At 69.7% G+C, this 18325-nt stretch carries 18 protein-coding genes; 8 read left to right on the forward strand and 10 right to left on the reverse strand.

Annotated elements, in window-relative coordinates; all coding sequences use genetic code 11:
* Positions 1 to 6 precede the first annotated feature (6 nt).
* Complete coding sequence (locus ACTHNC_RS01785; RefSeq protein WP_440292872.1) at positions 7 to 1179, reverse strand: OmpA family protein; 1173 nt, start codon at positions 1177 to 1179, stop codon at positions 7 to 9.
* Positions 1180 to 1264: 85 nt separating this feature from the next.
* Between ACTHNC_RS01785 and ACTHNC_RS01790 the strand changes: the two genes are divergently transcribed.
* On the forward strand, positions 1265 to 1771 hold the full coding sequence (locus tag ACTHNC_RS01790; protein ID WP_440292873.1) for a hypothetical protein: 507 nt from the start codon (positions 1265 to 1267) through the stop codon (positions 1769 to 1771).
* 4 nt (positions 1772 to 1775) lie between these two features.
* Here the strand turns inward: ACTHNC_RS01790 and ACTHNC_RS01795 are convergent, their stop codons facing one another.
* From ACTHNC_RS01795 to galU, 3 genes are all read right to left on the reverse strand, one after another.
* Positions 1776 to 2915 carry a hypothetical protein gene (locus tag ACTHNC_RS01795; RefSeq protein ID WP_440292874.1) on the reverse strand — a complete coding sequence of 380 codons (1140 nt, stop codon included), beginning with the start codon at positions 2913 to 2915 and terminating at the stop codon, positions 1776 to 1778.
* Between the two features lie 139 nt (positions 2916 to 3054).
* Positions 3055 to 3708, reverse strand: a complete 654-nt coding sequence (locus tag ACTHNC_RS01800) for a GNAT family N-acetyltransferase (RefSeq protein WP_440292875.1) — start codon at positions 3706 to 3708, stop codon at positions 3055 to 3057.
* A gap of 100 nt (positions 3709 to 3808) precedes the next feature.
* The gene (gene galU, locus ACTHNC_RS01805) at positions 3809 to 4756 is read right to left on the reverse strand and encodes a UTP--glucose-1-phosphate uridylyltransferase GalU (protein WP_440292876.1); all 948 of its coding nucleotides are present in this window, start codon (positions 4754 to 4756) and stop codon (positions 3809 to 3811) included.
* Between the two features lie 60 nt (positions 4757 to 4816).
* On the opposite strand from galU, the gene ACTHNC_RS01810 reads away from it, so the two are divergent.
* The 3 genes from ACTHNC_RS01810 (at position 4817) to mscL (ending at position 6301) form a co-directional block, all read left to right on the forward strand.
* Positions 4817 to 5398, forward strand: coding sequence for a 5-formyltetrahydrofolate cyclo-ligase (locus tag ACTHNC_RS01810; protein WP_440292877.1), 582 nt, complete (start codon positions 4817 to 4819; stop codon positions 5396 to 5398).
* Positions 5399 to 5407: 9 nt separating this feature from the next.
* Complete coding sequence (locus ACTHNC_RS01815; RefSeq protein ID WP_440292878.1) at positions 5408 to 5728, forward strand: FmdB family zinc ribbon protein; 321 nt, start codon at positions 5408 to 5410, stop codon at positions 5726 to 5728.
* Positions 5729 to 5821: 93 nt separating this feature from the next.
* Complete coding sequence (mscL, locus tag ACTHNC_RS01820; protein ID WP_440292879.1) at positions 5822 to 6301, forward strand: large conductance mechanosensitive channel protein MscL; 480 nt, start codon at positions 5822 to 5824, stop codon at positions 6299 to 6301.
* Between the two features lie 5 nt (positions 6302 to 6306).
* On the opposite strand, the gene ACTHNC_RS01825 is transcribed toward mscL, so the two are convergent.
* Positions 6307 to 6525, reverse strand: a complete 219-nt coding sequence (locus ACTHNC_RS01825) for a hypothetical protein (protein WP_440292880.1) — start codon at positions 6523 to 6525, stop codon at positions 6307 to 6309.
* Positions 6518 to 10288 (reverse strand): AAA family ATPase, encoded by a 3771-nt coding sequence (locus ACTHNC_RS01830; protein WP_440292881.1) that lies wholly within the window; start codon positions 10286 to 10288, stop codon positions 6518 to 6520. The genes ACTHNC_RS01825 and ACTHNC_RS01830 overlap by 8 nt, the downstream gene beginning before the upstream one ends.
* Positions 10289 to 10536: 248 nt before the next feature.
* On the opposite strand from ACTHNC_RS01830, the gene ACTHNC_RS01835 reads away from it, so the two are divergent.
* On the forward strand, positions 10537 to 10791 hold the full coding sequence (locus tag ACTHNC_RS01835) for a hypothetical protein (protein ID WP_440292882.1): 255 nt from the start codon (positions 10537 to 10539) through the stop codon (positions 10789 to 10791).
* Between the two features lie 54 nt (positions 10792 to 10845).
* On the opposite strand, the gene hutI is transcribed toward ACTHNC_RS01835, so the two are convergent.
* Genes hutI through hutH form a run of 3 tightly spaced genes read right to left on the reverse strand, consistent with a single transcriptional unit; the run spans position 10846 to position 15354 of the window.
* Positions 10846 to 12057, reverse strand: a complete 1212-nt coding sequence (gene hutI / locus ACTHNC_RS01840; protein ID WP_440292883.1) for an imidazolonepropionase — start codon at positions 12055 to 12057, stop codon at positions 10846 to 10848.
* Positions 12058 to 12106: 49 nt separating this feature from the next.
* The gene (locus ACTHNC_RS01845; RefSeq protein WP_440292884.1) at positions 12107 to 13762 is read right to left on the reverse strand and encodes a urocanate hydratase; all 1656 of its coding nucleotides are present in this window, start codon (positions 13760 to 13762) and stop codon (positions 12107 to 12109) included.
* A gap of 29 nt (positions 13763 to 13791) precedes the next feature.
* Complete coding sequence (hutH, locus tag ACTHNC_RS01850) at positions 13792 to 15354, reverse strand: histidine ammonia-lyase (RefSeq protein WP_440292885.1); 1563 nt, start codon at positions 15352 to 15354, stop codon at positions 13792 to 13794.
* Positions 15355 to 15455: 101 nt separating this feature from the next.
* On the opposite strand from hutH, the gene ACTHNC_RS01855 reads away from it, so the two are divergent.
* A complete protein-coding gene (locus ACTHNC_RS01855; RefSeq protein WP_440292886.1) occupies positions 15456 to 16232 on the forward strand; it encodes an IclR family transcriptional regulator in 777 nt (258 codons plus the stop codon).
* Positions 16233 to 16352: 120 nt separating this feature from the next.
* On the opposite strand, the gene ACTHNC_RS01860 is transcribed toward ACTHNC_RS01855, so the two are convergent.
* Complete coding sequence (locus ACTHNC_RS01860; RefSeq protein WP_440292887.1) at positions 16353 to 17288, reverse strand: arginase family protein; 936 nt, start codon at positions 17286 to 17288, stop codon at positions 16353 to 16355.
* An 89-nt stretch (positions 17289 to 17377) separates the two neighbouring features.
* Here ACTHNC_RS01860 and ACTHNC_RS01865 point away from each other — a divergent pair, with 89 nt between their 5' ends.
* Both ACTHNC_RS01865 and ACTHNC_RS01870 read left to right on the forward strand, forming a co-directional pair.
* Complete coding sequence (locus ACTHNC_RS01865) at positions 17378 to 17776, forward strand: ArsR/SmtB family transcription factor (RefSeq protein WP_440292888.1); 399 nt, start codon at positions 17378 to 17380, stop codon at positions 17774 to 17776.
* A 31-nt stretch (positions 17777 to 17807) separates the two neighbouring features.
* Entirely contained in the window at positions 17808 to 18281 is a 474-nt protein-coding gene (locus ACTHNC_RS01870; protein ID WP_440292889.1) for an SRPBCC family protein, read from the forward strand.
* Positions 18282 to 18325 lie beyond the last annotated feature (44 nt).

The following is an 18325-nucleotide window of genomic DNA, read 5'->3' on the forward strand; positions in this document are numbered from 1 at the left end:
GCTCCATCACCTGCCCGCCTTCGTGAACGTGATCGTGACGCGACGGTTCAGCTGACGCCCCTCCGGGGTGCTGTTGTCGGCCACCGGGTCCTGCTCCCCCATGCCCGACGCCGTGAACGTGATCTTCGGGTCGGTCACGAGCTTCGAGAGCGCCGCGAGCACGGACTGCGCCCGCGCCTGCGACAGTGTGAGGTTGTACGCGTCGTCACCGATGTCATCCGTGTACCCGACGATCGACACGGTGCCGGCGCCGGCCTTCTGGATCTTCGACGCGACATCCATCAGCACGCTGTTCGCCTGCGGCGAGAGCGTCGACTCGTTGAACGCGAAGAGCACGTTCGAGTCGACCGAGATGGACGACGTGTCGGTCGTCTCCTTCGTGGCCTCCTGCGGATTCGCCGTGTTCCGCGCGAGCGGTCGGATCGACTGCTGCGCATTCGCCGCCTTGATCGCGGTGGTGGGCGGGGGCTTCGGCCAACCCTTGCCGAGCGGGATCGACGTGGTCTGCAGCCCGGTGTTCTGCCATCCGGACGGAACCAAGGGCTGAGGAAGGTGCGTGGTGACGGCCACGCCGGGAATGAGAGTGCCGAAAGCGAACTGGATCGTGACGTGCGTCACGTTCCTGGGCAGTGGTGGCATCACGGCCCAGCCGACGAGGGGCGTCTTCGTGCCCGAGATGCCGGCGATGTCGCCGACCCTGCTGCACAGGCAGGAGCCCTCGCCCCGTGACAGCGGCATGTAGTACTTCAGGCCCTTCGTGTCGATGATGCCGACGGACCAGGCCGAGAACGCGTTGTAGGGCGTGTCGAGTCCGAGGCTCGGCATCACGCCCGCGGCGGTGTCGCCTGGGCCGGCCACGCTGTAGAACACGGCGGTGCCTCCCGGGATGCGCACGACCGCGTGGATGGCGCCGTGGACGAGGTCCTTCGTGGAGTCGTGCGACGCGCGGTACTGGAACACCGCCTCGACCGGAACCGTCTTGCTCGTCGCGGCCTCGGCGGCGTTCGTCGCGACGGTCTTCGTCGCGGGAGCGGCCTCCGCCGGAGCGATCGTGCCCAGTGCGGCGAGCACGGCGACCACCAGCGCAGAGGTCCGCACCAGGATGCGTGCCGCCCGCCTCCTCGATCGGGTCGGCCGGCGTGCGGCACGCTCCTGCCCCTCAGTGCGGTGTTCCCCCATGCCGGCAGCCTAGGAAGTACCCGCGATGCCCGGAATGGGGACCACTCCCCATGGCACGGCAGCCGCGATCGCGCAGACTGCTGTGGTGTCACTGACTCCGCTGGTGCTCCTGTACGCGATTCCGATCGCGCTCGTGGCGGCCGCGATCGTCGTCGCCATCGTGCTCGTCGTGATGCGCCTCGCCCGCAACCCGGTTGATCATGTGACATCAGGAATGCAAGTGCCCGCCGCTCCGCAGGTGGCCCCCGAGGGTCGATGGAACGCGCACGTACGGCGGGCGGGACACCTGGATGCCTTCACCGGCTTCGGAACGCTCGCGCTGTCTGCCGGGTGGCTCGCCTTCATCCCGGAGGGTGCGACTCAGCCGGCCTGGTCATACCCGGCGGTGTCGTTCGGCATCCGGGTCAACTTCGTGCTGGCCAACAATGACCTGACCGTGGACTCGGCCGCGACCGGACCCCTCCAGGTCGTCGTCAGCCACGAGTCCATCAACCGGGTTTCGCGCAACAACTTCAAGACGCTGCGCGAGCGCGACACCGCGGGCGAGTTCGTGCGGGCGATGCGCTCGGCGGGCGCCACGATCCTGAGCTGAGCTCTCAGCCTGCGGCGCGACGGCGCCGCAGCGCCTCGTCGAGGTCGAGGTGCTCGCTCTGCACGTCGTCGAGCACTCCCATACGCGCATATCGGCTCGGCACGACGGGCACCGTGGATGCCTGCCCCTCGTTCGCGCTCCCCGCGACGGACGCCGCCGGCGTGCTGGTCCGCGGCTCCCGCACCGGTTCGGCGACGGGAAGCTTCGGAACACTGGCCGCGGCGATCCGGGCAGCGCGCTCCTCGAGCTCGGCCCTCGAGGCCGCCCTGCGCAGCGCGACGGCCGCGTCCAGCGAGGCCATCGCCGTCGCCGCTCGCGATCCGGGCGACTGATACATCGGCTTGGGCAGCGGCTGCGGCGCCCAGCTCACGTCGCGCTCCTCGACCTCCTCGGGCGCGGCATCCGTCTCGATGAACAGCGCGTGGTCGAACAGCTCGGGGTTCTGCCGCACGACGGGCACGTGCGAGCGTCGAGCGGTCTGGTGGGCGGCGACCTGCTGCCCCAGCCTCCGCAGCACGGCGATGGCGCAGATCAGCAGCGCGGTGGATCCCGCCAGCAGCCACCATGACTCGGCCGTGACCATCGAGTATGCGCCGAAAGCGATGCCGACCAGCGCGGCGATCACGACTCCTGTCGTGGCCAGGCGCGTGCGGCGGACGGCGTGCGCGAACGCGCGCTCGCGCTCCTCGCGCGTCTGCGATGCGGTGCCCGGTCGCGTGGAAGCTTTGGCGTGAGTCGCGTCCTTGCCCTTCGAGGCGGCGTCACCGCGGGAAGCGGCGGCGGAGGCACCGCGGGAGCCAGCGGACGCAGCGCGTGCGGGCTTCTCCGGTGCAATCGTGGCGGCGGACGCGGCCGCTCGTGCCTCGGACACCGCGTGAGCGCGGGCCGCGGCATCCGCTTTCGCCCGCACCTTCTTCAGAAGCTTCTGCTGGCGCGCGACCTCGCGCGCCGTCGCCTCGACGCGCACCTCTTCCGGCGCCTCGGCGGTCTCGGCGAGGATGCGCAGGGTCTGCTGCAGCCGAACGGCGTTGCGCTCGGCGTTGAGGTAGTCACGGCGGCGCAACCAGGTGGGCAGCAGGTAGGCGAGCCAGAGGGTCGCTGCGAGCGCGACGACGACACCGCCGCTGAGCGTTCCGCCGTTCACGAGTTCGCTCCAGCTACCGATGCCGGCCCGCGCATGGGGCTGCCCTGTCCACGATCCCCCGGGTGCATGTGACTACGGTAGGCGGGCCAGGCCCGCGTAGCCCGTCGCGGGCGCCGTGTGTCCGCGAACTTGTGCGCGCTCAGCGGCCGCGGCCGATGAGCGGATGCGCCGCAGCATCGAGGTCCGCCTGCGGAATGGTGGCGGCATCCTGCGGCACCTCCCCCGATTTCCAGCGCCGGAGCACGCCCTGCGGGATCTCCTCCACGACGAGCGCGAAGCAGAAGTGGTCGCGCCAGTCGCCGTTGATGTGGATGTACCTGCGGCGCAGCCCCTCGTACCGGAACCCGAGCTTCTGCACGACGCGCAACGACGGCGCGTTCTCCGGACGGATGCAGATCTCCATGCGGTGCAGCCCGAGCTGGAAGAAGCAGTAGTCGGTGGCCAGAGCAACGCTCGTCGGCGTCACGCCCTTGCCGGCGAACCGCTGCGCCACCCAGTACCCGATCGTGGCCGACGCCAGCGACCCGTACGTGATCGATGACACGTTCAGCTGCCCGGCCAGTTCCCCGTCGTACTCCATGACGAAGGGCAGCCCGTGGCCGGCCCTCGACGACGCCTGAAGAGATCGGATGCTCGCACGCGTGTCGAACACCGCAGGCCCGTGCGGACTGGTCGCCTCCCACTGCCGCAGCCAGCTCCGGTTGTCGAGCAGTTCCTTCTCCAGGGCGCGCGAATCCCGCAGCCGGATCGGGCGGATGCCCACATCACCCTCGCTGAGGCTGGGCACGTACACGGATGGTCGCCTTCGGTTCTGTCGCAGCCGGATTCCTCGTACAGCAGAGTCCCTCGGCGGCTGAGCTTCGTCAGCTGAGCTTATTCGCTCGCCGAGCCGATCAGGCGCCGGCTGCGCCATCGCCGACGCCGGGCTCCGCGAGCCTCTCACCGTCGGCTGGCTCGTCGGCGAGGCCTGACGCGAATTCGCGCAGCCACGGACGCAGCTTCGGTCCGAGGTCCTCACGGTCCACGGCGAGCTGCACGATGGACTTCAGGTAGTCGAGACGGTCGCCCGTGTCGTAACGGCGACCGCGGAACACCACGCCGAACACCCCGGGACCGTCGGGGTCCGCGGCCAGCTCCTGCAGAGCGTCCGTGAGCTGGATCTCGCCGCCCTTGCCCGGCTCGGTGTGCTCGAGCACGTCGAACACCTCTGGCTGCAGCACGTAGCGGCCGATGATGGCAAGGTTCGACGGGGCATCCTCTGCCGAAGGCTTCTCGACCAGGCCGCGCACGCGCACCACGTCGTCTTCGTCGGTGGCGTCGACCGCCGCCGCACCGTACAGGTGGATCTGCGACGGGTCGACCTCGAGCAGTGCGACGACAGTCGCCCCGCGCTGTTCGGCCACCTCGATCATCCGGGTGAGCAGAACGTCGCGGCTGTCGATGATGTCGTCGCCGAGCAGCACGGCGAAGGGCTGGCGTCCGACGTGCTTCTCAGCGCGCAGCACCGCGTGTCCGAGTCCCTTCGGGTCGCCCTGGCGCACGTAGTGCATGTCGGCAAGATCGGTCGAGTACATCACCCGGCGCAGCTTCTCCATGTCGCCCTTGGCCTGCAGGGTCGACTCGATCTCGGTCGCGCGGTCGAAATGGTTCTCCAGCGGCGACTTGTTACGACCGGTGACGAGCAGCACGTCGTTCAGCCCCGCCTCGACCGCCTCTTCCACCACGTACTGGATGGCGGGCTTGTCGACGACCGGAAGCATCTCCTTCGGCATCGCCTTGGTGGCCGGCAGGAACCGGGTGCCGAGACCGGCAGCGGGGATGACAGCTTTGGTGATGGCCATCTGCTCAGGCTATCTGCTGGCTTGAGGGTGAGAAGAATCGCCGCCCCTATGATGCCTGGTATGGCCTCCGACCCGAGCAGCGCCAAGCGCGCGCTCCGCGCCGACCTGCGGGAACGCCGGCAGAACCTCACCGCGACCGAACGCGAGAAGGCGGATGCCGGCATCACGGCGAACCTCCAGCACCTCGTCGAGGAGTACGACGCCGGCTCGCTCTCCTGCTATCTGTCCGGGCCGAACGAGCCGAACACGAGGCCGTTCCTGAACTGGGCGTTCGCGGAGCACGTGCGTGTGCTGCTGCCGATCAGCCGCGAGGACGGCCTGCTGGACTGGACCGTCGACGACGGCGAGTCGGAGACGCTGGGCATCCACGGCTGGCCGGAGGCCGTCGGCGAACTGCTCGGGCCGATCGCGATCAACGACGTCGACCTCATCATCGTTCCCGCCGCCGCGGTGGACGCCGGTGGCATGCGCATGGGCTGGGGCAAGGGCTACTTCGACAAAACCCTGGGCAGCATGGAAAAATGTCCTCCGGTGTATGCCGTGGTGTTCGACGGCGAGGTGCTCGACGAAGTGCCTCGGGAACGGCACGACGAACCGGTGACGGGCGCGGTGACGCCGACCCGCATCCTCCGCTTTCGCTGAAAGAGATCCATGCCCACCTACGCGTACAAGTGCTCCGACTGCGGGCACGCCTTCGACATCCACCAGTCCTTCAGCGACTCGGCCCTGACGACCTGCCCCGAGTGCGGCGGCGAGCTGCGCAAGGTCTTCGGATCGGTCGGCGTCACGTTCAAGGGCTCGGGCTTCTATCGCACCGATTCGCGATCGGGCACCTCGCAGTCGTCGCCCTCGAAGAAGGATGCTGCAGGCACCGAGTCGAAGCCCGCGACATCCGAGAAGAAGAGCGACAGCACGCCGAGCGAGAAGAAGAGCACGACGAGTTCGGCCAGCACCGCCGGGTCTGCGGCCTGATCGGCCTCTTTACTCGTACTATGTAGCGGCAGTACCCGAAACTGCCGCCTGGGGGCGGCGCGCACGGCCACGACACAACGCAGGGGGATAAGCGTGCTCAAGGGCTTCAAAGAGTTCATCATGCGCGGGAATGTGATCGATCTCGCCGTCGCTGTCGTCATCGGTGCCGCGTTCACCGCGGTAGTGAACGCGATCGTGGCCGGACTGATCAACCCGCTCGTCAGCGCGATCTTCAACTCGAAGTCGCTCGACAACGCTCTGAAGGTCGGTGTACCGACCCTGTCAGGCGGAACGTCTTACCTGACGTTCGGCGCGATCATCGGTGCGGTCATCCAGTTCCTGGCGGTCGCCGTCGTCGTGTACTTCGTGTTCGTCATGCCGATGAACCACTTCCGCAAGCTCGCGGAGGCGCGCCGTGCAGTGAACCCGGACGCCGAGGAGGAGAAGCTCCCGGCCGACGTGGAGCTGCTCACCCAGATCCGCGACCTGCTCGCCGCGCAGGCGGATGCCGCTCTCACGGCCCCGAAGACCGACGGCGCCGGCGGCCGGCACACCGGCGGCGCGACGGAGTAGCTCGGCTAGCCTCTAGAGTCTCCAGCGCCCCAATGGGGCGGCAGGTCCTGTTTCAGCCTGTCGTCGTTGGAGTCCGAGCGGTCTCCCCAGGCGCGGTCGGTGTCTTCGGATGCTCGCACCGGCGCCTCCGCTCCCCCGCCTGCACGCGGGCCGGACTGCGGAGCGGGGTCCGCGCCGGGCGCACCAGGACGTTGCACCCGTCGTCCGGTCCTGCGTTCAGCCACCCCTCAAGGGTAGGCGTTCGGGTGAGGCCTTCTCGTCGGGCTCGATGGCGCCGAGCAGGCGGCCGATGCGCTGCGCGACGGCTTCAGGGTCGGCGAAGAGCTCGAAGCTGTGCACTCGCACGTAGTGCCAGCCCAGGCGCCGCAGCACCTCGGGGCGCAGACGCAGCGACTCGCGGAGGCTGGCGGTTCCCAGCACGCGGTCCGTCTCGACCACGACGGCCTTGCCGCCGTACGATGCGGCCAGCGGCAGCGCTCCGCGGTGACCGAGTTGCACGTTCATGCCGAGCTTCTCGAGCCGGTACGCCAGGTCGATGAGCAGCGGCTCGGAGTCATCGGGAACATCGTCGGCCGACGCCTCGATCTCCGCCGCCTCCTCCAGCACCTGCGCGAGCGCGACGATGCCGTGCCGCATGCGCGACGGGTCGATGTCCTCTGGGCGGAAGCACGACACGATGTCCATCGCGCGCCTGGCGCGGGTCAGGCCGACGGCGAGCATCCGTTCGCCTCCCGGCTCGCCGAGCGCGCCGAACGACGACAGCAGCCGCCCGTGCGGTGTGCGTCCGTAGCCGATCGAGAAGATGACGCGGTCGCGGCTCTGCGCCACCGCCTCCTCGAGCGTGACGACGGTGAACGGCTCGGGGCGGTCGCCGAGGATGAAGTCGGCCAGCTCCTGGCGCTTCGCGGATGCCGCCAGCACGGCATGCTGCACCCGCACCGCATGCTTCGGGCTGGCCGTGACGACCATGAGCGACTCGCGGGAACGGTTCACCGCGTGGTCCAGCACGAGTTCGACGACGCGTGCCACCTCGGCGTCGACGCTCTCCACGGTTCCGGTGTCGCCGTCCGGCATGCCGTGGCCGCCGCGCACGTAGCTGAGCGTGAGGCTGGCGTGCCCGAGGTAGCTGCCGGCCCATGGCAGCGACTCGATCTGCCCGCCGTAGAAGCGGCGGTTCACGAGCTCCGCGAGATCGTCGCCCACGGACCGGTAGCTGCGGGTGAGCGTGTACACCGGGAGCAGGTCGGCGAGGCGGGCGAGCGCGGACGAGTCGTGCCAGGCATCCACGTCGCGGTGCTCGGGCTCGACGGCTCCGGGCTGGCCGGCATCCGTCACGGCGATGCGGAAAGGCGACGGTGTCTGCGTCACCGGGTCACCGAACGCGACGACCTGGCGGCCGCGACGCAGAGCGCCGATGTTCTCGGCAAGGGTGCAGGCGCCCGCATCCACCAGCACGACCGTGTCGAACGCCATCGAGGGCGGCAGCGCCGCCACGTCGTACGGCGATGCGAGCCACACCGGCGCCAGCACGCGGCCGAGTTGCGGCGCTCGCTCGGCCAGCACTGCCGGGGTGACGGATCCGTTCTTCAGCATGCGACGCAGGGCGTCCGCCTGCTCCGCGTTGTCGGCCAGAGCGATCTTCCACTGCACGGCGAGCTGCGCAGCCAGCAGCTGTCCGGTGGCCGATGCGTGCGCCTGGTCGACCAGCCGGAAGTCGGCCTCCAGGCGGTCGAGCACGCGCGTGTTGGCGCCCAGCAGCGCATGGTCGTCGGCTAGGAGGGTCTCCAGCACCGACTGCCACCAGGCGAGTTCGAGTTCGGCGGCCACGTTCTCACTGGTGACGTGCCGGGCGGAGAGGTCGGAGAGCAGCGGGTCGAGCCGCAGCTCGCGCAACCGCGAGAGCAGAGCGGTGCGCTCCTGCAGGTTGACGAGCACCTCGGACTCCACCGCGAGCCCGCCGAGCATCTGAGTGAGCTCGCCAAGCGGCATCACCGTGAGCGAGTCCTTCGTGCGCGCCCTGCCGAGCGGCACATCCAGGCTCATCAGGTCTTCCGAGACCTTCTGGTATGCAACCTGCACGTCGGCGACGCCGACCGGCACTCGGGGCGGTGCGCCGGCATCCGCGAACCGGTTCCACAGCTTGCGCTGCTGCTGGATGCGCCGCAGCGACTCGTTGAGGTCGGCGACGTGGCCGCCTGGCCGCACGTATTCGAGCGCGAGCTTGCGCAGTCGCCGCCTGGTCGCGCCCGACATCGACGGGCTGTCCCGTCGGTTCGACGTGGCCGTGATCAGCTCGTCGAGCGGGCGGTCGAAGACGGAGGGCTGGAACCGGTCGAGTGTCTCGCGCAGGTCGGCGAGGAGGCGCAGGTAGATGCCGAGCTCGGCGATGTTCTCGAACGGACGCAGCCTGGTGCCCTCGATGAGCGCGGTCGAGCGGTCGATGAGCCTGGGCACCTCGATGCTGCTCAGCCGCTTCGCGAGCGCGTGCGCGGCAACGGCTTCCGCCGTCGAGTGGAAGTCGGCGCCGTACCACGGCGAGTCCCCCGGCCCGTAGCGGAACTCGCCGAGCGCTGCCGCCTTGCGCAGGATCGAGGCCGCTTCGGTGCGGTCGTGCGCGAGCGCCTCGATGGATGCCCTGTCCAGCCGCGCTCTCGTGCGCGGCGGCGTAGGAAGCAGCGCGAGCCGCGCGAGCTCGCCGAGCGCGTCGAGCACGCTCACGCGGAACGCCGGGTCGGGCGAGGTCAGGGCGTTCCGGTAGTCCAGCAGCACACGGCGCAGGCGCACGAGCGCATCGTCCACCTCTGCCACGTTCGGCTTCGAGGTCTTCTCGTTACGCGTGATGGACCTGATCAGGTCCCGGCGCACGGAGCGGGTCGCCACGGCGGCTCCGCCCAGCCCCACCTGGTCGAGGCGGTGGGCGATGGCATCCAGGCTCGAACGACGCGGGCCGACCACGAGCACGCGGCGGTTGCGGGAGACGAGCGCGCCGATGGCATCCACGATCGTCTGCGTAGCACCGGTGCCCGGCAGGGTCTTCACGACGATGGAGTTGCCGCTGGCCACCTGGGCGACGACACCCTCCTGCTCGGGGTCGGCATCCAGAAGCAGCGTGTCGATCGAGGGCGGCCGGTTGTCCTGGGGAACGACCTCGGCCGGCGAGAACGCGGTCTCCACCCGGTCTTTCGCCGCGGGGTTGCCGGCGAGCGCGAGCAGCACGTCGTGCTCGAAGTCGCCGAGGTCTTCCGACATGCTGTGCGCGACGTCGGCGAAGGATGACACGACCAGCCGCGGCTGCACCGTGAACGACTCGACATGGCTGGTGAGGGAGCGCAGCCGGTCGATCACCGGCTGCGGCTTGAACACGCCGTTCGTCTCGGCGAGCGCCACGAACGCGTCGGCGTCGAGCACGATGCGGAACTGATCGTGCAGCGCACGCTTGAGCTCGGGGTTGAGGAACGTCTTGCCGCGCAGCTTGAGCTCGAAGTCGCGACCATAACGACGGATGGCGACCGGCCGCAGCAGCACAGGTGCGACATACTCGTCCGCTCCGTTGCGCCACCGCGCCAGGCCGATACCGAGGTGAACGGCGTCGATTCCGCGCACGGCGCGCAACTCGATGCCCTTCGTCGTGATGGCGCCGGCCGCCGCCTTCGCGGTGCGCAGCGCGATGTCGTCGCGGATGAGACTGGAGAGAAGCGTGCGATCGCCGGTGATGAACTGCGGAAGTCCCCCGGGATGCGTTGCACTCAGCTCGATGCGCGTGCGGGGCGTGTCGACGAAGTGCAACAGTGGTGAGGGGCCGCCGATCGCGGCGACCTCGTCGCGCCACTGCGCCCATACCGGCTCCGCGATGTTGCCGGGAGCGACGTTCGGATCGCCGAGCGTCACGGTGTACGGCCCCGTCGCGGTTCGCGGGTCGAGAGCGTCGTCTTCCAACGCCTCCAGCGACGTGTAGTCCACGTCGCGTCGCTTCTCGGGTCTCCGCACACCGGAAACCCTATGCGGCGCATGGTCGGATGCCCGTGAGGCAAGGCCGTTTCTGCGGCATCCGGGCCATGCTCGGCGAGACTCCGCGCCAGGAATGCCCAGAGCGGCGGTGCCCACGTCAAGGGCCTGTACCGGCCGATTGTGCCGACGTAGGCTCCAGTCATTCGATGCGGCGCCGCTCGGCGTCGCGGGCGGGGCGGCAACCCAGGCTCGCCCGACACCCTTCGACGTCAAGATGAGGAGCAGTCATGAGCAAGCGCAACGAGATCGTCGAACTCGCGAGCAACAACCCGATCAAGATGCTGAACGGATGGGGCATCAGAAGCGAGCACGCCTACATCGCGGCGTTCGTCTCGCTCGGACTGGTGTTCCTGAGCTGGATCGTCTCGCGGATGAAGAGGGACGAGCGCTCGCAGTCCGACCGCTGGGGCATCTTCATCGGGGAGTGGGTCGCTGCGCTGCTGGCCCTCGGCGTCGCGCTGCGCCACGAGGAAGACGACTGACGCTGGTTTGCTGTTGGGCGTTCTGGCGCCGGTAGCCGGACCGCAGTACAGCGCTCAGACCAGCCTCAGCTCCACACCGTGCTTCCACACCCGGCGCACGAGCGGAACGCCCGGCCGGTACGCGAAGTAGACGTGGCTCGGCGCATCCAGGAGCACGAGGTCCGCACTCGCGCCGGGCGAGAGCCTGCCGACGTCGTCACGACGTAGGGCCCGTGCGCCGCCGGCCGTAGCCGCCCAGAGCGCCTCATCGGGCGTCATGCCGAGTTCACGCACGGCCAACGCGATCACGAACGGCATCGATGACGTGAAGCACGACCCCGGATTGCAGTCGCTCGCCAGCGCAAGGGTCACGCCCGCGGCGAGCAGGGCGCGGGCATCCGGGTAGGGATGCCTCGTGCTGAACTCCACGCCCGGCAGCAACGTGCACACCGTGTTCGACCCGGCGAGCGCGGCCACGTCGTCGGGCGAAAGGTACGTGGCGTGATCGACGCTCGCGGCATCCGCCTCCACCGCGACCCGGACGCCCTCGCCGACACCGAGTTGGCCGGCATGGATGCGCGCACCGAGACCCCGAGCGCGGCCGGCGGCCAGGATGCGCGCGGCTTCGTCCGCCGTGAACGCGCCCTCTTCGCAGAACACGTCGATCCAGCGCGAATACGGGGCGCACGCATCCAGCATGGGACCCGTGACCAAGTCGACGTAGGCGTCGCGGTCGTTCACGAACTCGGGCGGCACCACGTGCGCTCCGAGGAACGTGACTTCCTCGGTCACCTCCGCGGCCAGACGGGCCAGCCGCTCCTCGTTCTCGACGTCGAGGCCGTACCCGGTCTTCACCTCGAACGTCGTGGTGCCCTGTGACGCCAGCTCGCGTTCGAAGCGCAGCAACGTGGCGCGCAACTGCTCATCCGTTGCCGCGCGCGTCGCCGCCATGGTGCTGCGGATGCCGCCTGCCGCATACCGCTCCCCCGCCATCCGGGCGACGAACTCGGCTGACCGGTCGCCGGCGAACGCCAGGTGGGTGTGGCTGTCGACGAAACCGGGGATGACGGCGTGACCACCGGCATCCACCCGCTCCACATCACCCTGGAGGAGGCGCGCGACCTGCGGAGCGGCGTCGGCCTGCGGCCCAGCCCAGACCACCTCGCCGTCGCGTGCGATCAGCGCGGCGTCGGGCACTGCACCGAGCGGATCGCCCTCCCGGGCACCGCGAGCGTGCGGATCGTTCGTCACGAGCAGGCCGATGCCGTGCAGGAAGAGCGTGCTCATGACGGTCCCTGGGCGTCGCCACGACCGGCGACGCGATGTCGAGTGGCGCTCACCCTTCAAGCATGGGGATGCGCAGCCCGCGTTCGCGTGCAACCTCGGCGGCGCGTTCGTAACCCGCGTCGACATGCCGCATCACGCCGGTTCCGGGGTCGTTCGTGAGCACGCGCTCGATCTTCTGAGCGGCGAGGTCGGTGCCGTCGGCGACGACCACCTGCCCGGCGTGGATGGAGCGGCCGATGCCCACGCCGCCGCCGTGGTGGATCGACACCCACGTGGCACCCGACGCGGTGTTCAGCAGCGCGTTCAGCAGCGGCCAGTCGGCGATGGCATCCGAGCCGTCCTTCATGCCTTCGGTCTCCCGGTACGGGGAGGCGACGGAACCGGAGTCGAGGTGGTCCCGGCCGATCACGATCGGCGCGGAGAGCTCGCCGGATGCGACGAGCTCATTGAACTTCAGACCCGCCAGGTGCCGCTCCTTGTAGCCGAGCCAGCAGATGCGCGCGGGCAGCCCCTCGAAGTGCACCTTCTCGGATGCCTGGGTGATCCACCTGCGCAGCTTCTCGTCGTTCGGGAACAGCTCGAGGATCGCACGGTCGGTGACTTCGATGTCGGCAGGGTCTCCGGAGAGCGCCGCCCAGCGGAACGGTCCCTTGCCCTCCTCGAACAGCGGGCGGATGTGCGCGGGCACGAACCCGGGGAACGCGAACGCCCTGTCGTAGCCGGCGAGCTCCGCCTCTGCGCGGATCGAGTTGCCGTAGTCGAAGACCTCGGCACCGGCATCCAGGAACCCGACCATCGCCTCGACCTGCTTCGCCATGGATGCCCGCGCCTTCGCCGTGAATCCCTCGGGGTCGGCCTGGGCTGCGGTGTGCCACTCCTCGACGGAGACGCCCTCGGGCAGATAGCTGAGCGGGTCGTGGGCGCTGGTCTGGTCGGTCACGATGTCGATCGGCACGCCGCGACGCAGCAGCTCGGGGAACACCGTCGCCGCATTGCCGACGAGGCCGACCGAGAGCGGGCGGCGCTCGTTCTTCGCCGTCGTGACCCGCGCGATCGCGTCGTCGAGGTCGTCCGTGAGCTCGTCGAGGTAGCCGTGGTCGACGCGACGCTGCAGCCGCGCGCGGTCCACGTCGACGATGAGCACGACGCCCTCGTTCATGGTGACGGCCAGCGGCTGGGCCCCGCCCATGCCGCCGCATCCACCGGTGAGGGTGAGCGTGCCGGCCAGCGTTCCGTTGAACTTCTTGTCGGCCGCGGCCGCGAACGTCTCGTACGTGCCCTGAAGGATGCCCTGGCTGCCGATGTAGATCCAGCTTCCGGCGGTCATCTGGCCGTACATGGTCAGCCCGGCCTGCTCCAGCTTGCGGAACTCGGGCCAGGTCGCCCAGTCCGGCACGAGGTTGGAGTTCGCGATCAGCACACGAGGCGCCCACTCGTGAGTGCGGAACACGCCGACCGGCTTGCCGGACTGCACGAGCAGCGTCTCGTCGGCATCCAGAGTCTCCAGCGTTCGCACGATCGCGTCGAACGCCTCCCAGCTGCGGGCTGCACGGCCGGTTCCTCCGTAGACAACGAGATCCTCGGGCCGCTCGGCCACCTCCGGGTCCAGGTTGTTCTGGATCATGCGCAGCGGCGCCTCGGTCTGCCACGACTTGGCGCGCAGCGTCGTGCCGCGCGGTGCGTGGATCGGCAGGCGGTCGTTCATGGTGCTCCTTCGGTTACACGAATGGGAAGTCAGCGGAGGGGGCCGGTCACGGACTCGACCGCGGCGAGCACGTCGCCTCCGGCCACAAGCGCGACGGCCTCCTCGATCTCGGCGGAGAGCCAGCGGTCGGGTCCTGGGCCCGCGACCCGGGTGCGCAGGAGGGCGCGGGCGGCCGCGGTCGCGGCGCCGGGCTGCAGCGGTGCCCGCAGGTCGAGCGAGCGGGCAGCCGTGAGCAGCTCGATGGCGAGCACCCTGGTGAGGCCGTCGATCGCGCGGCGCAGCTTGCGGGCAGCGGCCCATCCCATCGACACGTGGTCCTCCTGCATCGCGCTCGACGGGATCGAATCGACGGATGCGGGCGCTGCCAGCCGCTTCAGCTCGCTCACGATCCCGGCAGCGGTGTACTGGGCGATCATGAGCCCCGAGTCCACGCCGGCGCGGTCGGCGAGGAACGCCGGCAGGCCCTTGTTGCGTGAGACATCCAGATGCCGGTCGATGCGGCGCTCGGCGATGCTCGCGGCATCCGCGACCGCGATGGCCAGGAAGTCGAGCACATACGCGACGGGCGCGCCGTGGAAGTTGCCGTTCGAGATGACGCGGCCGTCGAGTGTGACGACCGGGTTGTCGATGGCAGACGCGAGCTCGCGGTCCGCGACCAGACGGGCGTGGGCGATCGTGTCGCGACCGGCGCCCGCCACCTGAGGGCTGCAGCGCAGCGAGTAGGCGTCTTGCACGGTCGGGTCCTCGGGGCCGGCGTGGCTCTTCACGATCGGCGAACCGGCGAGGATCGCGCGCAGGTTCGCGGCCGAGTCCGCCTGCCCGAGCTGGGGGCGCAGTGCCTGCAGATCCGCGGCGAACACGGCATCCGTGCCGAGCAGCGCCTCCACGCTCATCGCAGCGGTGAGATCCGCGACCTTGTACAGCGCCTCGAGGTCGGTGATCGCGAGCGCGAGCATCCCGAGCATGCCGTCGGTGCCGTTGATGAGGGCGAGGCCCTCCTTCTCGGCCAGCACGATCGGATGGATGCCCTCCTCGGCCAGCGCCTCGGACGCCGGCACGACGGCGCCGGACGCGTCGCGCACCTCGCCCTCTCCGATCAGCGCGAGAGCGCAGTGCGCCAGCGGCGCCAGGTCGCCGGAGCAGCCGAGCGAGCCGTACTCGCGAACGATCGGCGTGATGCCGGCGTTGAGCACATCGGCGTACGCGCGCACCGTGGACTCGCGAACACCGGTGCGCCCGGTCATCAGCGTGGAGAGACGCAGCAGCATAAGGGCGCGGACGACCTCGCGCTCCACCTCGGGTCCCGACCCCGCCGCGTGCGAACGGATCAGGCTGAGCTGCAGCTGCTCGCGGTCGGAGCGCTGGATGTACGTCGTGGCGAGCGCGCCGAACCCGGTCGAGATGCCGTAGTGCGGCTCGGGGTCGTCGGCGAGCGCCTCGATCACGCGACGGGTCTCGGCGACAGCGGCGACGGCATCCTCATCGAGCACGACGGGGGCGTCGTGCCGCGCGACCGCGACGACGTCGGCGATGGAGAGAGGGCCGATCCCCACGGTGACCTCGCGGGTGACGACAGGTGCTTCGGTGCTCATGAATCCATTGCACGACAAGCGCCGTCTTCTGCGAGCGTTCGGAGCGCCATCCTCGTCCGGTATACCGGACTTCGTACCCGACTTCGGCGTATTATGGCGGGATGCCGGGCAAAGCCCCCGCCGCCGACGCAACGTTGCGCATCCTGCGGCTGATGAGTGAACAACGCGGTCCCGTGGCCGCAGCGACGGTGGCGCGCACGCTCGCGCTGCCCCGATCGACCGTGTATCAACTGCTCGCGACGTTGACCGAGCACGGGTTCGTCATCCCGATCCCCGAGCTGAAGAAATACGGCCTGGGCGTGGCCGCGTTCGAACTCTCCAGCGGGTTCAACCGGCAGCAGCCGCTCACCCGGGTGGGCACTCCGGTGCTCGCCCGGCTGGTCGACGACCTAGGCCTCAGCGGCCACCTCACCGTGCTGCTCGGTCGTGATGTGGTCTACCTCGCGGAGGAGCGCGCACCGCACGGTCCGTACCTCGTCACGGATGTCGGCGTGCGGCTCCCCGCACACCTCACGGCTTCGGGCCTCGCCATGCTCGCCGGTCTGCCCGCAGCACAGGTGCGTGCGCTCTACCCGGATCGCGGCGCGTTCACGACCCGCACCGGCGCTGGTGTGGCCACCTATCGCGAGCTCAGCACCGAGTTGAGGGCGATCCGGGAACGCGGCTATGCGCTCGAGGACTCCTCGGTGACCGAGGGCCTGCGGTCGATGGCCGTCGCCGTTCCCGACCACGTGGGATGGCCGGCGGCATCGGTCGCTGTGACGTTCTCTGCGGACCGCGACATCGACATGGAGGCCACCGCGGCCCGCATCGCCCGAGCAGCCGCCGAGCTCGGCCGCCGCATCGGGGGTGGCGCGGCCAGGGGTGCGCGTTCGTAACTCCTGCAATCTGCCGTCGAGCCGACCGGCCGACGCGCCAGGGTCACGGTCGAACGCAGCGCGCACGACGAACTGCAGGAGTCATGAACGGGCGGGCGCGCCGACCACCGTGGGATACGCTCAGCGCTCGGCGAAGCCGGCGATCGCCTCCAGCACCACGAGGGCGGCAAGGCGCACCGTTCGGCCGTCCGCGGCGTCTCGCGTCGCATCCACCTCCGCGATGTCGAGAGAGGTCACGCGCGGGTCGCGGGCGAGCAGGCGCACCGTGCGGCGCAACTGATACGCCGAGAGACCGCCGGGAATGGAGGCGGGGCACGCCGGCGCCACCGCTCGGTCGCAGGCATCCACATCGACGTCCACGTGGATCGGGCCGTCCGCCGCTCCCGCCGTCTCGAGCGCGTCAGCGACGATGGCCTCGATGGGTCGCTCCTCGAACTCGTCGCGTCGCACGACACGGATGCCCGCCTCCCGCGCCCGCGTGTCGTAGAACTCGGAGTTGGCGAAGTCCGCGATGCCGAGCTGGACCGCGCGGTTCCCGTCGAGGCCGGCCTCGAGCAGCTGCCGCACCGGTGAGCCGTTGGAGACACCGTCGCGCAGGTCGTGATGGGCGTCGATGGTGATGAGTCCGGCATCCCGGACACGGTTTTGCTCATGGGCCGTGTCGTCGGCCTCGCCCCGCGCCGTCCAGGCGCCGAGCGCCACGCTGTAGGTGAGCGCGTTGTCGCCGCCGAGCGCGATGACGAGCGAGCTGCGAGCGGATGCCCGCCGCACCGCCTCGATCGCCTCCGCCTCGCCGTCGCCGTCCGGCTCGGTCACGTCGCCGAAGTCGACCACCGTCGGCCACGCGGTTCCGGGTGCGAACGTGCCATACCGCTGGACAGCGGCGCGGATGGCGGCCGGCGTGGCATGCGCGCCGGTGGCCGAGAGCGAGGTGCGCCACGTTGGCACGCCGATGATGCCGACGTCGACGCGAGCGGATGCCCCCACCGTGTCTGCGCCGGGCCACCGTCCTGCTCGCGGCCAGCGGGGATCCTCGAAAAGCGTCGTCTCGGTCATGGTCGCCAGAGTAAGGGAAGACGCTTGACGGATCTGCCGACCGTGTCTATCGTATTCAACATGCTCGTTGATAAAGGGTTCAGTTGAATATGTCGCCGACAGGCTCAAGCCGCGCCGGGGACGCCGAGACCGAGGAGCGCCTGAACCGGGCCTTCCACGCGCTCGGCGACACGGTGCGTCGGGCGATCATCGCCCGGCTGAGCCGGGGCCCAGCGACGGTGAACGAGCTCGCCGAGCCGTTCGGCATCACGGTGCAGGCCGTCTCGCGGCACATCCACGTGCTCGAGGAGGGGGGACTGGTCACCCGCACGCGGGACGCGCAGCGCCGGCCGGCGCACCTGAATCCCGGGGCGCTCGAAGAGCTCACCGGCTGGATCGACGGCTACCGCCTCGCACACGAACGCTCGTTCCGAGCGCTCGACGGCGTGCTGGCCGGGCTGCAGGATCCGGCGCAACGGACACCCGCACCTGAAAAGAACGAGCGCTGAACCGGCGCTCAAAGGAAAGAGGAGAACCATCATGAGCAAGGAACTGACCATCGAAGCACCCGACGGCGTACCGTTCATCGACTTCACGAGGGAGTTCGATGCGCCGGTCGAGCGGGTGTTCCAGGCACACGCCGACCCTGAGCTGGTCAAGCAGTGGAATGGGCCGCAGGGCTACGAGATGGATATCGCGGAGCACGACTTCACCACGGGCGGACGGTACCGCTACGTTCACCGCGACACGCAGGGCAACGAGTACGGCTTCCGCGGCGTCTTTCACACCGTGCGCGAGAACGAGTTCGTCATCCAGACGTTCGAGTACGCCGGAGCACCCGACGAGGTGAGCATCGAGACGCTCACGTTCGAGTCCCTGCCCGACGGCCGCACGCGCCTGAAGGGACACGCGACGTACCCGAGCATCGAGGACCGCGATGCGATCGTGTCGTCCGGCATGGAGCACGGAATGCGCGACGGCTACGACAAGCTCGAGGCGCTCATCGCCGCCTGACACCTGTGTCGGGGGGGGGGGGGGGGGGGGGGGGGGGGGGGGGG

The organism is Humibacter sp., assembly GCF_051954055.1.
Taxonomy (GTDB): domain Bacteria; phylum Actinomycetota; class Actinomycetes; order Actinomycetales; family Microbacteriaceae; genus Humibacter.

Coding starts and splice junctions, on each gene's coding strand:
- ACTHNC_RS01785 (WP_440292872.1), bottom strand. CDS start 1,179: ATGGGGGAACACCGCACTGAGGGGCAGGAGCGTGCCGCACGCCGGCCG.
- galU (WP_440292876.1), bottom strand. CDS start 4,756: ATGGCCATCACCAAAGCTGTCATCCCCGCTGCCGGTCTCGGCACCCGG.
- ACTHNC_RS01810 (WP_440292877.1), top strand. CDS start 4,817: ATGGCCTCCGACCCGAGCAGCGCCAAGCGCGCGCTCCGCGCCGACCTG.
- ACTHNC_RS01815 (WP_440292878.1), top strand. CDS start 5,408: ATGCCCACCTACGCGTACAAGTGCTCCGACTGCGGGCACGCCTTCGAC.
- ACTHNC_RS01835 (WP_440292882.1), top strand. CDS start 10,537: ATGAGCAAGCGCAACGAGATCGTCGAACTCGCGAGCAACAACCCGATC.
- hutI (WP_440292883.1), bottom strand. CDS start 12,057: ATGAGCACGCTCTTCCTGCACGGCATCGGCCTGCTCGTGACGAACGAT.
- ACTHNC_RS01845 (WP_440292884.1), bottom strand. CDS start 13,762: ATGAACGACCGCCTGCCGATCCACGCACCGCGCGGCACGACGCTGCGC.
- hutH (WP_440292885.1), bottom strand. CDS start 15,354: ATGAGCACCGAAGCACCTGTCGTCACCCGCGAGGTCACCGTGGGGATC.
- ACTHNC_RS01855 (WP_440292886.1), top strand. CDS start 15,456: ATGCCGGGCAAAGCCCCCGCCGCCGACGCAACGTTGCGCATCCTGCGG.
- ACTHNC_RS01860 (WP_440292887.1), bottom strand. CDS start 17,288: ATGACCGAGACGACGCTTTTCGAGGATCCCCGCTGGCCGCGAGCAGGA.
- ACTHNC_RS01865 (WP_440292888.1), top strand. CDS start 17,378: ATGTCGCCGACAGGCTCAAGCCGCGCCGGGGACGCCGAGACCGAGGAG.
- ACTHNC_RS01870 (WP_440292889.1), top strand. CDS start 17,808: ATGAGCAAGGAACTGACCATCGAAGCACCCGACGGCGTACCGTTCATC.